This is a genomic window from Kitasatospora sp. SolWspMP-SS2h, assembly GCF_003259315.1.
In the GTDB taxonomy this organism is placed as follows: Bacteria; Actinomycetota; Actinomycetes; order Streptomycetales; family Streptomycetaceae; genus Kitasatospora; species Kitasatospora fiedleri.
The window spans coordinates 183388-197545 of sequence record NZ_QLLT01000008.1 but is presented as its reverse complement, the minus strand read 5'-3'; the positions used below and the strand labels follow the sequence as shown (position 1 = coordinate 197545).

The window sequence follows — 14158 nt, the reverse complement described above, 5'->3', positions numbered from 1 at the left end:
CGGGGGTCGGCCGCCGCGCGTCGGCGGCGCTTGGGTGGAACGCGTTCTGCCGCGGGCCGTCCTCTGTATAGCGCATCGGCCGCCGTCCGGGGCGGGCGGAGAGCGACTTCCCGCCGGTCAGCCGGATGTGGCAGGATCCGCCGCCGTGTCCGTCATCGAACCCCCCGCCGTCCCCGTCCCTGCGCCCGCACCCGTCCCTGTGCCGGCACCCGCGCCCGCGCCCGCCGCCGAGCGGTGTCCCGCCTGCGGGGCGCCGGTGGCCGTGCACGAGCGCTTCCCCACCTGGTGCCCGGCCTGCGAGTGGAACCTGCTGCCGCCCGTCCCGCCCACCGAGGCCCGGACGGGGCGGGCGCGGCGCCGCGCCGCCCGGGAGGCGCGCCGTACCGAGCGCCGCCGCCAGGACGTCAGGGAGCGGGCCGAGCAGGTGTTCCGGCTGGTCGCGGCGGGCGGCTCCGGCCTGCGGCACGGCGCGTCGGTGGGCGCGTTCCTGCTCGCGGGGGCGGTGCACCTGGTGTCGCTGACGGTGCTGCTGACGGGGGTGGCGCTGCTGGCCGGGTGGCCGGTGGCGAGTTGGCCGCTGCGGGTGCTGGGCGCGGTCGCGCTGGCGGTGGCGGTCCTGCTGCGTCCCAGGCTGGGGCGGCCGGAGCGCGCCGGGGTGCTGGCGCGCGCGGACGCGCCGGTGCTGTACGAGCTGGTGGACCGGGTCTCGGCGGAGCTGGGCGCGCCGCGGGTGGACTCGATCGCGGTGACCGGCGAGTTCAACGCCGCCTTCGGCACGTACGGCCTGCGCCGGCACCGGCAGGTGCGGATCGGGCTGCCGCTGTGGACGGTGCTGGAGCGGCAGGAGCGGGTCGCGATGCTCGGGCACGAGATCGGGCACGGCGTCAACGGGGACACCCGGCGCGGGCTGTGGACGGGTTCCGCCCTCAACGCGCTGGTCGAGTGGTACCGGCTCACCGTTCCGTCGCGCGACCACGAGGTGAACTCCCACGCGCTGACGGCGCTCGCCTCGATCGCCGCCAAGCTGCTGCTGGGGGCGGTCAACCTGGGGGTCCGGGCCCTGGCCGGGCTGATGCACCGGCTGCACCTGCGCAGCGGGCAGGCCGCGGAGTACCGGGCCGACCTGATGGGGGCGCGGCTCGCCTCGGCCCGGGACGCGCAGGGCGCGCTCACGGCGCTGTTCAACGCGCAGACGCTGGAGACGGTGCTGGTCCGGCAGCGCGCCCTGCCCCGGGCGGGCGGTCGGGCCGGGCGGTCGGCCGCCCCGGTGGCCGACCTGTGGGAGGCGCTGGCGGAGGCAACTCGGTCGGTCCCGGCCACCGAGGTGGAGCGCCGGGTCCGGCTGTCCGAGCGGGAGGTGTCGGCGACCGACTCCTCGCACCCGCCGACCTACCTGCGGCTGCGGATGCTGGCCACCGCCGCCCCGGCGGTCGACCGGCCGCCGCTGGTGCTGGACGCCGGGCGGGCCGCCGCGATCGAGGCCGAGCTGGCCCCGAGCCGGGCCCGGGTCGCCGCCGAACTGCTCTGACCGTCGTCCCCGACCGTCACCGGGGCGGTCCCTACCATCCAGTAGGGTCCTGGTCAGCCACCCCCGTCCGGCAGGAGCCCCGCGATGACCGACCCGACCCCCGCCGTCCCGTCCGCGCAGGTCCTGGCGGCGTTCCGGGCCGCCACCGGCTTCATGCCGGAGGACGAGGGGTTGGCGCTGTACGCGGCGGCGCTCGACGCGGCCGGGCGCACCGGGCTGCCGCTGCTGGAGATCGGCACGTACTGCGGGCGTTCGGCGATCCTGCTGGCGGACGCCGCCCGCCGGGCCGGGACGGTCGCGCTGACCGTCGACCACCACCGCGGCTCGGAGGAGCAGCAGCCGGGCTGGGAGTACCACGACCCGTCGCTGGTCGACCCGGAGGTCGGCCTGATGGACACCCTGCCGCGCTTCCGCCGCACCCTGCACGCGGCCGGGCTGGAACAGCACGTGATCGCACTGGTCGGCCGGTCGCCGCAGGTGGCGGCGGTCTGGCGGGGCCCGCTGGGCCTGGTGTTCGTGGACGGCGGCCACACCGACGAGCACGCCACCGGCGACTACGAGGGCTGGGTGCCGCACCTCGCCGCGGACGGCCTGCTGGTGGTGCACGACGTGTTCCCCGACCCGGCGGACGGCGGCCAGGCCCCCTACCGGGTCTACCTGCGGGCACTCGCGGAGGGCTTCGAGGAGCTGTCGGTGACGGGTTCGCTGCGGGTGCTGCGCCGCCCGGCCGCGACGGCCGGCTGAGACCGCCCCGCCGGGCGGGCCCGGCCCCGTCGCGGCTCGGTTCCGACGCCGTCGCGGCCCGGCTCCGGCCCGGGGTTCCCGGCCCGGGGCGGGAACGATCGCCGCCGCTGCCGCGTCGTCCCCACCGCGACGCGTTGCCGATCCGCCGTGACCAGTCGCACCGGCGGCCGGTACGGTGTCGGCGGCAGACGACGGACGGCCCGTTCGGGGAGCGGCCCGTCTCGGAGCACGGCACCGGCCACCGGTGCCGGACCGGTTCAGTGGGGGGCGAGGGCAGGGCATGACGGAACAGGGCGGTACCGCGAGGGCGGTCTGGGACCCGACCGCGAACAACGGCGCGGGCGGCTGGGTCCGCCGCCCGGTGGCGGACGCCCCGGCCGCGGCGGGCCCGCCCACCACCGCGATCCCACTGCCGCCGGTCCCGGACGGCCCGGTCGCCCCGGCCGCGCCCGTCCCCCCGCCCGCCGCCCAGCAGCCGCCGCAGCAGCCTCCGGCCCAGCAGTCGCAGCCGTCCCAGCAGTCGTTCCCGCCGGCCCGGACGCCCGCGGCCACGCCGCAGCGACCGCAGCCGTTCCCGGCCGGCCCGCCGCAGCCCCCGCACCAGCAACAGCCGTTCCCGCCGCAGCCGGGCTTCGGCGGACAACCCGGCTTCACCCCGCCCCCCGCCGACGGCCCGTCCTACGGGGGCGCCCAGAGCTTCGGCGGCCAGAACTTCGGCGCCCACCCCCCCCAGCAGCTGCCCCCGCAGCAGCAACAGCAGCCGCAGCCGTTCCCGCCGCAGCCGGGCTTCGGCGGACAACCCGGCTTCACCCCGCCGCCCACCGGCGGCCCGTCCTACGGCGGGAACCAGCCCTTCGGCGGTCAGCCCCCGCAGCAGTTCGGCACCGGCCCGGGCGGCTACGGCGGCTACCAGCAGCCGGAGTTCGACTACGAGGAGGACCCGCGCCGCCGCCGCACCCCGCTGCTGGTCGGCGCGGCCGCGCTGCTGGTGCTGCTGATCGGCGCGGCCGTGGTGTGGGCGGTGCAGAACAGCGACTCGTCCGGGGGCCCGTCCGCAGCGGACAGCAACTCGCCCGCCGCGCAGCCGAGTTCGGGCGGCACGGGGACGGGAGGCAGCCAGGGCGGCTCGCCCTCCGCGTCCGCCGAGGCGTCCGCGTCCGCGTCGGCGTCGGCCTCCGGTTCGCCGTCGGCGGGCCCGCAGGCGCAGGCCCAGGCGCAGGCGCTGGACGCGCTGCTGAGCGAGGGCGAGGAGGCGAAGGCCCCGATCGGCAACGCGGTGGCGAAGGTGCGCAGCTGCCCGGCGAAGGCGGAGGTCGACAGCGCCGCGAAGGTGTTCGACACCGGTGCCGAGCAGCGCGACGCGCTGCTGACCAAGCTGGCCGCCCTGAAGACCGACGGCCTGCCGGGGGGCGACGCGGCGGTGGCCTCGCTGAAGACCGCCTGGCAGACCTCGGCGGACATCGACCGGGCGTACGCGGCCTGGGCGCGCACCGTCTCCGACAAGGGCTGCGCCAACAACCAGGTGCCCAGCACGGCGGACCTGGCCCGCGCCAACGACCTCAACCCGAAAGCCACCCAGGCCAAGCAGGACTTCGCCGCGAAGTGGAAACCGATCGCCCAGGCGTACGGGCTGACCACCCGTACCGGGGACAGGATCTGAGGAACACGTGACTGGCCGTACCACCCCGCACCACGACGACCCCGGCGAGCAGGAGCCGTACGACCCGTACGGCGCGGCCTCCGCACCGGCGGGCCGCGCCGCCCGCTGGCGGCCGGCCGCGAAGGCGGCGGCCGTGGTGCTGCCGGTCTGCCTGATCGGCTGGCTGGGCTGGCAGGCCGTGGCCAACAGCTCCCGGGACGTCTCCGCGTCCGCCGCCGCGCACTCGCCGGACGGCCGGGTGGGCGGCGCGGCGAACGACCGGGCGGCCGCCGGACCGACCGACGGGGACGGCGGCGCGTCCGAGCGGCCCGCGGCGGCGGACCGGACGGTCCCGGCGGCCCCCTCCCCGGCCCCCTCCCCGTCCCCGGCGGCCTCCGCGAGCGGCCCGGACCGGCCACTGACCGGCCGGACGGTGCTGCTCGACCCGGGGCACAACCCGGGCAACGCCAAGCACCCCACCGAGATCAACCGCAAGGTGGACATCGGCAACAGCCGCAAGGAGTGCGACACCACCGGCACCGCGACCGACGCCGGGTACCCGGAGGCGGAGTTCACCCTGGACGTGGTGCACCGGGCCCGGCAGATCCTGGAGGACCGGGGCGCGAAGGTGGTGCTCACCCAGGACGGCGAGCGCCCCTGGGGCCCGTGCGTCGACGAACGCGCCGGGATCGGCAACGCGGCGAAGGCGGACGCGGCGGTCTCGGTGCACGCGGACGGCGCGCCGGCCTCCGGCACCGGCTTCCACGTGATCCTGCCCGGCCGGGTGGTCGACGGGGCGGCCGACACCTCCCCGATCGTCGGGCCCTCGCACCGGCTGGGCGTGCTGCTGCGCGACGCCTTCCGGGCGGGCACCGGCGAGCCGTACTCGAACTACCTCGGCGAGCAGGGCCTGGACACCCGTACCGACCTCGGTGGACTCAACCTGTCGAAGGTACCGAAGGTCTTCATCGAGTGCGGCAACATGCGCAACTCCGGCGACGCCGGGCGGATGACCGATCCGCAGTGGCGCCAGCTCGCCGCGCAGGCCCTCGCCGACGCCCTGACCAGCTATCTCACCGGGTGAGCCACCGCGCGCACCCCCCGCCCGACCCCCGCGCCAACCCGTTTTCCGGCGCCCCCGTTCCGTACCGATTCGGTGCGGATCCGGAGGGCGCTGTGCACGCGGCGTCGCGTTGGCTCTAGGCTTTTGCCCCGTCGTACCGTCCCGGTACCACGGGGGCCCGGTCAACCGCCGCCGACCACGACTACACCAATGAGGGGAACGTCAGTGAATCTGCGCGCTCTCACCAGGGGAGACGCCGCCGTCGCCGGTGCGGCCGTATTGCTCCTGATCTCGTCCTTCCTGAAGTACCGAGGCGTCGACTGCGACGGCGGTATCTACTGCGCGAAGAGCCAGTTCAACGCCTGGGACGCGTCCTTCTTCCCCGCGCTCCAGTCGGTCTTCCTGCTCGGCGTCATCGGCGCCGTGCTGATCCTGCTCTTCCGCTTCCAGAAGGCGACGCTGGGCAACAAGGAGATCATCGGACTGCGCCTCGACCAGTGGGGCACCGCGGCGATCGTGATCGCCCTGTGGGGCATCCTGTGGTCCCTGATCGGCGGCCCGGACGGGCTGAAGAACGGGGCGGGCTCCTGGCTCGCCCTGATCGCGCTGCTCGTGATGGCCGGCGCCGTGATCGCCGCCCCGGCGCTGCCCGCCCTGCAGGCCCCGCTGGCCGGCCCGGCCGCGCCGGGCGCCGCCCAGCAGCAGCAGTTCCCGCCCTACGGCGCCCAGCAGCAGGGCGCTCCCGGCGCCTACGGGTACCCGGGCGCCCAGCAGCAGCCGTTCCCCGGCCAGCCGCAGTCCGAGCAGGGCGGCGCCGGCCAGCAGCAGCAGCCGTTCGGCCAGGGCCAGCAGCAGCCGGCCCCGGGCGGCTACGGCTACCCGCAGGCCGCCGCCCAGCAGCAGGCCCCGGCCCCGTCGGCCGCCGCGCAGGCCGTCGCCCCGCTGCCCACCGCGGTGCAGCCGGCCGTGCAGGACCACGTCCCGGCGCAGGCCGCCGCCCCGTTCGCCCCGTTCTGGTTCGCCGTCCCGGCGGTGCGCCAGCTCGGCAACAAGGACAACCCGGCCGCCCCGCCGGTCGGCGAACTCGTCCCCGGCACCTGGTACCTGGCCGTCGACCAGCGCGGCGCCGCCCTGGTCGCCCAACTGCCGGACGGCACCCACGGCGTCCTGAACGACACCAGCGGCATCCAGCGCGGCTGACCACGAAGCACCCCCACCACCGAAGGTCCGCCCCGGGAGGAAACCCCTCCCCGGGCGGACCTTCGCCATTGCCCCCCGCTCCCCACACGCCAGAGGCGCGAAGAACACCCCAGGGGCTCGGGGGAACACACCGAGGGTGCGGAGGAACACCCCAGGGGCGCGAGGAACCGCGCGCAGCGGAAGACAGCAGCGCCGAAGATCCGCCCCGCCAGAGAACCCCCTCCCCGGACGGACCGCCCGCAGCACGCGCACCCGCCGAACGGCCCGACGCCGGAACGCCTAGCAGCAGTCGTTGACCGCCAGCCCCGCCGGCAGGCGCTCGCCGCCGAAGACGCTGACCGTCGCGTCGTCCCCGCCGAGGGCGGCGACGGCGAGCAGCAGGGCGCCGGCGGTCCAGGTGGTGCGTTCCTCGGGCCAGATCGCGCGGTCCTCGTAGACGTAGCCGGTCCAGTAGGAGCCGTCCTCGTGCCGCAGGTGCTGGATCCAGCGGAGGATGTCGACGGCCTGGTCGGACTGTCCGGCGGCCCACAGCGCGAGCGCGAGTTCGGCGCTCTCGCCGCCGGTGACCCAGGGCCGGTCGCTGACGCAGCGCACGCCGAGGCCGGGGACGACGAAGCGGTCCCAGTCGGCGGCGAGCCGGCGGGTGGCGTCCTCGCCGCGCAGGGCGGTGCCGAGGACGGGGTAGTACCAGTCCATCGAGTAGCGGTTCTTGTCGAGGAACCGCTCGGGGTGCCGGGCGATCGCGTGCCGGAGCCGTCCGGCGGCCAGTTCCCAGTCGGGCTGCGGCCGGTCGAGGTGGTCGGCGACGGCGAGTCCGCAGCGCAGGGCGTGCAGGATGGAGCAGGAGCCGGTGAGCAGTGCCTCGGTCGCGGCGGTGCCGTCCTCGTCCTGGCGCCAGGCGATGGCGCCGCCGGGGAGGCTGAGCCGGACGGTGTGGTCGAGGGCGCGGCTGACGGTGGGCCAGATCCGTTCCAGGAAGCGGTCGTCGCCGGTGGACAGGTGGTGGTGCCAGGCGCCGACGGCGACGTACGCGCAGAAGTTGGTCTCGCGGGCGAGGTCGGTGGCGGTGCCGTCGGGGACGCCGGGCTGTCCGTAGGCGTAGGCGGCGTACCAGGAGCCGTCGGGGTTCTGCCGGTCGGCGAGCCACTGGTAGGCGGCTTCGGCGGCGGCGTGTTCGCCGGCGGTGTCGAGGGCCATCGCGGCCTCGGTGTGGTCCCAGGGGTCGAGGTGGCCGCCGTGGAACCAGGGGAGGGCGCCGTCGGGCTGCTGGTGCGCGAGGATCGAGCGGACGGTGTCGGCGGCCTGCGCGGCGTCCAGCACGCCGTCCAGCAGCAGGGCGGCGGGGACGGCGGCGGTCACGCGTCGGCCCCGGCCTCGCGGGGCTTGCTGGCGTAGACGACGAAGGACTTGCCGAGCACCGGGTTGAGCGCCTTCTCGGCGGCCTTGGTGAGGGTGGAGATGACGGGGGTGCCGACGATGTCCCAGACCAGCAGCCGGTGGTAGGCGCGCACCGGCAGGGCCTTGTCGTTGTCGACGCCGACCGCGCACTTGATCCACCAGTACGGGGCGTGCAGGGCGTGCGCGTGGTGGCTGCCGTACGGGGTGAGGCCGGCCTCGCGGACCTTCCCGACCAGTTCGTCGCCCTTGTAGATCCGGATGTGGCCGCCCTCGACCTCGTGGTACTCGTCGGAGAGCGCCCAGCAGATCTTCTCGGGCAGGTAGCGGGGCACGGTGACGGCGAGCAGGCCGCCGGGCTTGAGGACCCGGACCATCTCGGCGAGGACGCCCTTGTCGTCGGGGATGTGCTCCATCACCTCGGAGATGATGATCTTGTCGAAGGTGTCGTCGTCGAACGGCAGGTTCAGCGCGTCGCCCTCCATGGCGGTGGCGCTGGCCCCGGCGGGGGCCTCGCCGGCCTGCTCCATGGCGGCGAACCACCTGCGGACCTCGGCGATCTCCTCGGCGTTCCGGTCCAGGGCGATCACGTTGGCGCCGCGCCGGTAGCACTCGAACGCGTGCCGGCCGCCGCCGCAGCCCAGGTCGAGCACCCGGTCGCCTGGGGCGAGCGGGAAGCGGGAGAAGTCGACGGTCAGCACTGCGGGGCTCCCATTCACGAAGGGGGTGGTACCAGTGGTACCAGGAGATTGACGGCGCGTCAGCCGACGTGGCGTCAGCCGACGTAGCGCCAGCCGGGGCCGGAGCGGGCGGTGGCGCCGGCGCCGGTGGCGATCGCGGCCCGGTAGCGCTCGACGGTGAGTTCGGCGGCCCGGGCCCAGGTGAACCGGGCCAGCACCCGCTCGCGCCCGGCGGCGCCGAGCCGTTCGCGCAGGGCGGGGTCGTCCAGCAGCCGGCCGAGCGCGGTAGCCAGCGCGCCCGCGTCGCCGGGCGGCACCGCCAGGCAGGTCTCGCCGTCGGGTCCGGCCACCTCGGGGATGGCGCCGCCGGTGGTGGCGACCAGCGGGGTGGCGGTGGCCATCGCCTCGGCGGCGGGCAGCGAGAAGCCCTCGTAGAGCGAGGGGACGCAGGCGGCCTCGGCGGAGCGGTACAGGTCGACCAGTTCGGCGTCGCTCAGGCCGGTGCGGAACTCGATGTGCCCCTCCAGCCCGAACCGGCGCACCGCCGCGGTGACCGGCCCGGCCTCCTTCTGCGGCTTGCCGACCACCACCAGGTGGGCGTCCCGCTCGGTGCGGACCTTGGCGAGCGCCTCGACCAGGTGCACCAGGCCCTTGAGCGGGACGTCGGCGCTGGAGGTGGCGACGATCCGGCCGGGCACCCGGGCGACCCCGGCGGACGGCGACCAGAGCCGGGTGTCGGCGCCGATCGGGACGACGGCGAGGGCGTCCGGGTCGGTGCCGAGCTGGGCGGCGATCTCGGCCTTCGAGCTCTCCGAGACGGTGATGACGTGCGCCAGCCGGGCGGCGACCCGGCGCTGCATCCGGGTGAAGGTGTACCAGCGGCGCTTGCCGAGCCGCTCCAGCCGGGTGCGGGCCGCGTCGATCTCCAACCGCCGGTCCACGGTGACCGGGTGGTGCACCGTGGTGACCAGCGGGAAGCCGTGCCGGGCCAGGCCGAGCAGGCCGTAGCCGAGGGTCTGGTTGTCGTGCACCACGTCGTAGCGGCCCCGGTGCCGGGCCAGGAAGGCGCGGGCGCGCAGCGAGAAGGTCAGCGGCTCGGGGAAGCCGCCGGTGCGCATCACCGCGTACTCCAGCAGGTCGACCGGGCCGCGGAACTCGCCGGCGGCGGGGGTGCGGAACGGGTCGTCGGCGCGGTACAGGTCGAGGCTGGGCAGTTCGACCAGCCGGACGGTGCCGGGGCCCTCGACCCGGTCGAGCACCGGGTAGGGCTGGGCGCCGACCACGTCGACGTGGTGGCCGAGCCGAGCCAGTTCCCGCGACAGGTGGCGCACGTACACGCCCTGGCCGCCGCAGAACGGGTCGCCGCGGTACGACAGCAGGGCGATCCGCAGCGGCGGCGGCGACACAGCGGTCATCCCCAGTCCCCATTCCTCGCTACTCACCGGGACCGGCGACGGAGAAGGCCGCCGACCGGTAAAGTAGATCACGTTTCACAGCGGTGCGGGCTCGTCGTTGGAGAAAGTGAACAACGAGGGACCTCGAAGATTACCGGCCCGTAGCTTGTCGTCAGGAGCCCCGGCGGGTGATTCGCACCACGCCGCGACCGCTCCCCACGACCGCCGTTCCTGGAGTCCACGTGACCGCCACCGCCGCCGACGGGCCGCTGACGCCGCGCCAGGCCGAGCGGCGCCGGGGCATCCTGCGGGCGGCCACCGCGCTGGCCGCCCGGGGCGGCTACGAGGCGGTGCAGATGCGCGAGGTCGCGGAGGGCGCGCGGGTCGCGCTCGGCACCCTCTACCGGTACTTCCCGTCCAAGGTGCACCTGCTGGTCGCGGTGATGCGCGAGCAGCTGGAACTCCTGCGCGAGCAGGTGCGCCGCCACCCGCCGACCGGTCCGGACCCGGCCTCCCGGGTCGCCGAGGCGCTCACCGCCGCCTTCCGGGCGCTGCAGCGCGAACCCCGGCTGGCCGAGGCCATGGTGCGGGCGCTGTCCTTCGCGGACCGCTCGGTGGGCAGCGAGGTGGACGAGGTCGCCCAGGTGACCGGTGCGATCGTGCTGGCGGCCGCCCGGCTGCCCGGGCCGCCCACCGCCGAGCAGCAGGCGGCGCTGCGGGTGGTCGGCCACACCTGGCACGCCACCCTGCTGGTGTGGCTGTCCGGGCGGGCCTCGCTGGCCGAGGTGCGGGCCGACCTGCACACCGCCGCCCGGCTGCTGACCCCCGCCGGGCCGGTCCCCGACGTTCCGCCCGCCCCGGCGGAACTGCAACCCGTTCCACCACCTGCCGCCGGGGCGGCGCCGGTCGGCGGCTAGAGTCGTGGAGGCGCGGACCGGCCCGACCGGACCGCCCGACAACTTCATCATCCGCCTCCGAGGCCGGGGGAAGCCGGTGCGATTCCGGTACTGACCCGCAACCGTGAGCCGCCCCCGCCGCCGGGGCGCGGCGCAGTCGGACTGCCCGGCCGGGGGCGAGCGGCCCTCCTCCGTCGTGGGTCCACGGGCGGGAACCGGGGCACCACCCGGCCCGCTGCGACCGCTCAGAAAGGCTCCACCCCCATGCTGACCGCTGCCCGCCTGGGCGCCGCCGCGCTGACCGGCGCCCTGCTCGCCGGCACCGCCGCCGCGCCCGCGCTCGCCGACACCGCCTCGCCCGCGCCGTCCTCCGCCGCGCCGTCCTCCGCCGCGTCGGACGCCGCCGCCCCGGACGCCTCGGGCTCCGCGTCGGGCTCCGGCTCCGCGTCCGGTACCGGTACCGCGTCCGGTTCGCCGTCCGCGTCCTCGGGCGTGCCCGCCGGGCTGTACGGCAAGGGCGACCCGCAGTACGACGGGGTGTGGCGGCAGTCGCTGGCGCTGATCGCGCTCCAGCAGGAGAAGGTCGAACCCGCCGACGCCGCCGTGCGCTGGCTGCTCGACCAGCAGTGCGAGGACGGCGGCTGGCCCTCGTACCGGGCCGGCGGCGCCCCGTGCACCCCCGCCACCGAGGACACCAACGCCACCTCGCTGGCCGTCCAGGCGCTCACCGCGCTCGGCGGCCACCAGCAGCCCGTCGCCCGCGCCACCGACTGGCTGCGCGCGCACCAGAACCCGGACGGCAGCTGGGCGTACAACCCGGGCTCGCCCGGCGACGCCAACTCCACCGCCGTGGTGCTGAACGGCCTGCTCGCGGCCGGCCTCGACCCGGCCGGGGTCGCCGTCGGCGGCCGCTCGGGCTGGGACGGCCTGGCCTCCTTCCAGCTCGGCTGCGCGGACGCCGCCGACCAGCGCGGCGCGTTCCTGTACCAGCCCGCCGCGGGCGTCCCGGCCGCCGCCGACACCATCGCCTCCGCGCAGTCGCTGCTCGCCGCCGCGGGCGGCCACCTCCCGGTCACCGCCACCGACCGTCGGGACGGCCCGCCCAAGGCCCTGGCCTGCGACGGCGGCCAGGCCGCCGGCCCGGTCGCGCACGCCGACTCCGCCGAGGCCGACGCCGCCTGGCTGACCGGCCGGCTCGCCGCCGGCGGCGGACACCTGACGGCCACCACCCCCGGCGCGGACACCGCCACCCCCGACTACAACTCCACCGCCTGGACGGTGCTCGGCCTGGTCGCCGCCGGCCACCCCGCCGAGGCCGCCGACGCCGCCGACTGGCTGGCCGGCAACGCCTACCCGTGGGCCGCCCAGGGCAAGAACGGCATCGACCCGGCGGCCACCGCCACCCTGGTGCTGACCGCCCGCGCCGCCAAGCTCGACCCGTACAACTTCGGCGGCGCCAACCTGGTCCAGCTGCTGGCCGACTCCGGCCCCAAGCCGAAGTCCGCCCCCGCGGCCGGCGACCCGCAGGCCACCCGGGCCCCCGGCTCCGCGATCACCGAGCCCGACGAGAACAGCGGCTTCTCGGCCGGCTGGCTGATCGGCGTCGGCCTGCTGGTCGGCGTCGGCGCGGGCCTCCTGCTCAGCCTCAACCGCCGCCGCCACAAGCCCGCCGGGGCTGCCGGGGCCGCCGAGGACGCCGCCGCCGAGGGCCCGGACACCGAGGAGCGCCCGGCGCAGGACCACCCGGAGCAGGGCCGCCCGGAGCGGGACCGATGACCGGCCGGGCCCCCCGCGTCCGCTCCGCCGTCCTCCTCACCCTGCTCACCCTCCTCACCGCGGGCGCGACGCTGCTCGGCCCGGCCGCCGGGTCCTCCACCGCCGCCGACTACCGCTACTGGTCGTTCTGGAAGGGCGGCGCCGACGGCTGGGCGTACCAGCAGGTCGGACCGGCCGGGAACGTGCCGGCGGACGGGGCGGTGGACGGCTGGCGGTTCGTGCTGAGCCCGGACGGCGGCCAGGACACGCCCCGGCCCGGCCCGGCCCCCGACTTCGCGGCGATCTGCCGGGACACCGCGCCCGGCGAAGGCCACAAGCGGGTCGCCGTGGTGCTGGACTTCGGCACCGCGCAGGACGCCCCCGGCGGCGAACAGCCGCCCGCCGCCCGCGCGTCGTGCGCCTCGGTGCCGACGGCGGCGAACTCCGCCGAGGTGCTGGCCGCGGTCGCCGCGCCGCTGCGCTACGACTCCGGCGCGCTGCTGTGCGCGATCGCGGACTACCCGCGCGCGGGCTGCGGCGAGCCGGTCGCGGCGGGCTCGAACTCCGGGACCGGCGGCGGTGGTTCGGGCGGCGGGGACGGCGGTCCGGCGCTGGGCCTGGTCGCCGGCGCCGGTGCGGTGGTGCTGCTGGGCGCCGGGGCGGTCTGGCAGGCCCGTCGCCGCCGCACCCGCTGAGCATGTCCGTCCACCGTCTGCGCCGCCCGGCCGCCGACCCGGTCGCGGGGGGCGGCCGTCCGGCCGCCGCGCACAGCCGGGCGCTGCCCCGGCAGCTGCACCCGGGCGCGTGGTGGCTGTGGTCGCTGGGCCTGGCCGCGGCGGCCAGCCGGACCACCAACCCGCTGCTCCTGCTGCTGCTCCTGGCGGTGGCGGGCTACGTGGTGGCGGCCCGCCGGGGCGACGCGCCCTGGTCGCGCTCGTACGCGGCGTTCCTGCGCCTGGGCCTGCTGGTGCTGGCCGCCCGGGTGGTGTTCGCGGTGCTGCTGGGCTCCCCGGTCGGCGGCACCCACGTGCTCTTCACGCTGCCGCAACTCCCGTTGCCCGCCTGGGCGCAGGGCGTCCGGCTGGGCGGCGCGGTGACGCTGGAGGGGATGCTGTTCGCGCTGTACGAGGGGCTGCGGCTGGCGGTCCTGCTGGCCTGCGTGGGCGCGGCGAACGCGCTGGCCTCGCCGTCGCGGCTGCTGCGCTCGCTGCCGGGCGCGCTGTACGAGGCGGGGGTGGCGGCGGTGGTGGCGATGACCTTCGCGCCGAACCTGGTCGCGGACGTCCGGCGGCTGCGCGCGGCGCGCCGGCTGCGCGGGCGCTCCGACCGGGGGGTGCGGGCGGTGCTCTCGGTCGGACTGCCGGTGCTGGAGGGCGCGTTGGAGCGTTCGGTGGCGCTGGCGGCGGCGATGGACACCCGCGGCTTCGGCCGGACGGCCGACGTCCCGCGGCGGCTGGTGCGCGCCGCCGGGGCGCTGACCCTCGCGGGGCTGCTGGCGGTGTGCTCGGCGACGTACGGGCTGCTCGCCGCGGGCCGTCACCCGTGGGCGCTGCCGGTGCTGCTGGCGGGCGCCGCCGCGGCCGGCGGCGGCCTCGCGCTGGGCGGCCGGCGCTCGGTCCGGACCCGCTACCGGCCCGACCCGTGGGCGCTCCCGGAGTGGCTGACGGCCGTCTCGGGGGCGCTGGTCGCGGCCGTGCTGATCTGGTACGCGGGCCGCTGGCCGCTGGCGCTGTCCCCGAGCGTCGTGCCGCCGACCGCACCCGCCCTACCGCTGCTGCCCGCGCTGGCCGCGCTGGTCGGCCTGCTGCCCGCCTTCGTCACCCCCGAGCCGCCCCGGAGCACCCGGTGACCGCCCCCGGCCGGA

12 protein-coding genes are annotated in these 14158 nt (G+C 76.9%); 9 read left to right on the top strand and 3 right to left on the bottom strand.

Translation table 11 applies throughout. The annotated features are described in order from the left end of the window. Positions 1-256: 256 nt before the first annotated feature. The 5 genes from K353_RS12175 to K353_RS12155 all read left to right on the top strand — a co-directional run bounded on the left by K353_RS12175 (position 257) and on the right by K353_RS12155 (position 6174). Entirely contained in the window at positions 257-1528 is a 1272-nt protein-coding gene (locus K353_RS12175) for a M48 family metallopeptidase (RefSeq protein ID WP_146616452.1), read from the top strand. A gap of 84 nt (positions 1529-1612) precedes the next feature. After that, positions 1613-2272, top strand: coding sequence for a class I SAM-dependent methyltransferase (locus K353_RS12170; RefSeq protein ID WP_100835991.1), 660 nt, complete (start codon positions 1613-1615; stop codon positions 2270-2272). 280 nt (positions 2273-2552) lie between these two features. After that, on the top strand, positions 2553-3932 hold the full coding sequence (locus K353_RS12165; RefSeq protein ID WP_111553591.1) for a hypothetical protein: 1380 nt from the start codon (positions 2553-2555) through the stop codon (positions 3930-3932). A 7-nt stretch (positions 3933-3939) separates the two neighbouring features. Further along, complete coding sequence (locus K353_RS12160; RefSeq protein WP_111553590.1) at positions 3940-4995, top strand: N-acetylmuramoyl-L-alanine amidase; 1056 nt, start codon at positions 3940-3942, stop codon at positions 4993-4995. Between the two features lie 204 nt (positions 4996-5199). Next, positions 5200-6174 (top strand): hypothetical protein, encoded by a 975-nt coding sequence (locus K353_RS12155; RefSeq protein WP_111553589.1) that lies wholly within the window; start codon positions 5200-5202, stop codon positions 6172-6174. A 279-nt stretch (positions 6175-6453) separates the two neighbouring features. Here the strand turns inward: K353_RS12155 and K353_RS12150 are convergent, their stop codons facing one another. From K353_RS12150 to K353_RS12140, 3 genes are all read right to left on the bottom strand, one after another. Then, positions 6454-7533 carry a prenyltransferase/squalene oxidase repeat-containing protein gene (locus K353_RS12150; protein WP_233533523.1) on the bottom strand — a complete coding sequence of 360 codons (1080 nt, stop codon included), beginning with the start codon at positions 7531-7533 and terminating at the stop codon, positions 6454-6456. Further along, complete coding sequence (locus tag K353_RS12145; protein ID WP_233533522.1) at positions 7530-8270, bottom strand: class I SAM-dependent methyltransferase; 741 nt, start codon at positions 8268-8270, stop codon at positions 7530-7532. Before K353_RS12145 ends, K353_RS12150 begins: the two co-directional genes overlap by 4 nt. Positions 8271-8344: 74 nt before the next feature. Then, positions 8345-9664 carry a glycosyltransferase family 4 protein gene (locus tag K353_RS12140; RefSeq protein ID WP_111553587.1) on the bottom strand — a complete coding sequence of 440 codons (1320 nt, stop codon included), beginning with the start codon at positions 9662-9664 and terminating at the stop codon, positions 8345-8347. Between the two features lie 221 nt (positions 9665-9885). Here K353_RS12140 and K353_RS12135 point away from each other — a divergent pair, with 221 nt between their 5' ends. The 4 genes from K353_RS12135 to K353_RS12120 all read left to right on the top strand — a co-directional run bounded on the left by K353_RS12135 (position 9886) and on the right by K353_RS12120 (position 14143). Then, the gene (locus K353_RS12135) at positions 9886-10560 is read left to right on the top strand and encodes a TetR family transcriptional regulator (protein WP_111553586.1); all 675 of its coding nucleotides are present in this window, start codon (positions 9886-9888) and stop codon (positions 10558-10560) included. Positions 10561-10803: 243 nt separating this feature from the next. Then, positions 10804-12315: a prenyltransferase/squalene oxidase repeat-containing protein gene (locus K353_RS12130; RefSeq protein WP_111553585.1), complete on the top strand. Its 1512-nt coding sequence runs from the start codon at positions 10804-10806 to the stop codon at positions 12313-12315. After that, complete coding sequence (locus K353_RS12125; RefSeq protein ID WP_111553584.1) at positions 12312-12989, top strand: SCO2322 family protein; 678 nt, start codon at positions 12312-12314, stop codon at positions 12987-12989. Before K353_RS12130 ends, K353_RS12125 begins: the two co-directional genes overlap by 4 nt. Positions 12990-12991: 2 nt before the next feature. Then, the gene (locus tag K353_RS12120) at positions 12992-14143 is read left to right on the top strand and encodes an energy-coupling factor transporter transmembrane component T (protein ID WP_233533521.1); all 1152 of its coding nucleotides are present in this window, start codon (positions 12992-12994) and stop codon (positions 14141-14143) included. Positions 14144-14158 lie beyond the last annotated feature (15 nt).

Coding starts and splice junctions, on each gene's coding strand:
- K353_RS12170 (WP_100835991.1), top strand. CDS start 1,613: ATGACCGACCCGACCCCCGCCGTCCCGTCCGCGCAGGTCCTGGCGGCG.
- K353_RS12165 (WP_111553591.1), top strand. CDS start 2,553: ATGACGGAACAGGGCGGTACCGCGAGGGCGGTCTGGGACCCGACCGCG.
- K353_RS12140 (WP_111553587.1), bottom strand. CDS start 9,664: ATGACCGCTGTGTCGCCGCCGCCGCTGCGGATCGCCCTGCTGTCGTAC.
- K353_RS12130 (WP_111553585.1), top strand. CDS start 10,804: ATGCTGACCGCTGCCCGCCTGGGCGCCGCCGCGCTGACCGGCGCCCTG.
- K353_RS12125 (WP_111553584.1), top strand. CDS start 12,312: ATGACCGGCCGGGCCCCCCGCGTCCGCTCCGCCGTCCTCCTCACCCTG.
- K353_RS12120 (WP_233533521.1), top strand. CDS start 12,992: ATGTCCGTCCACCGTCTGCGCCGCCCGGCCGCCGACCCGGTCGCGGGG.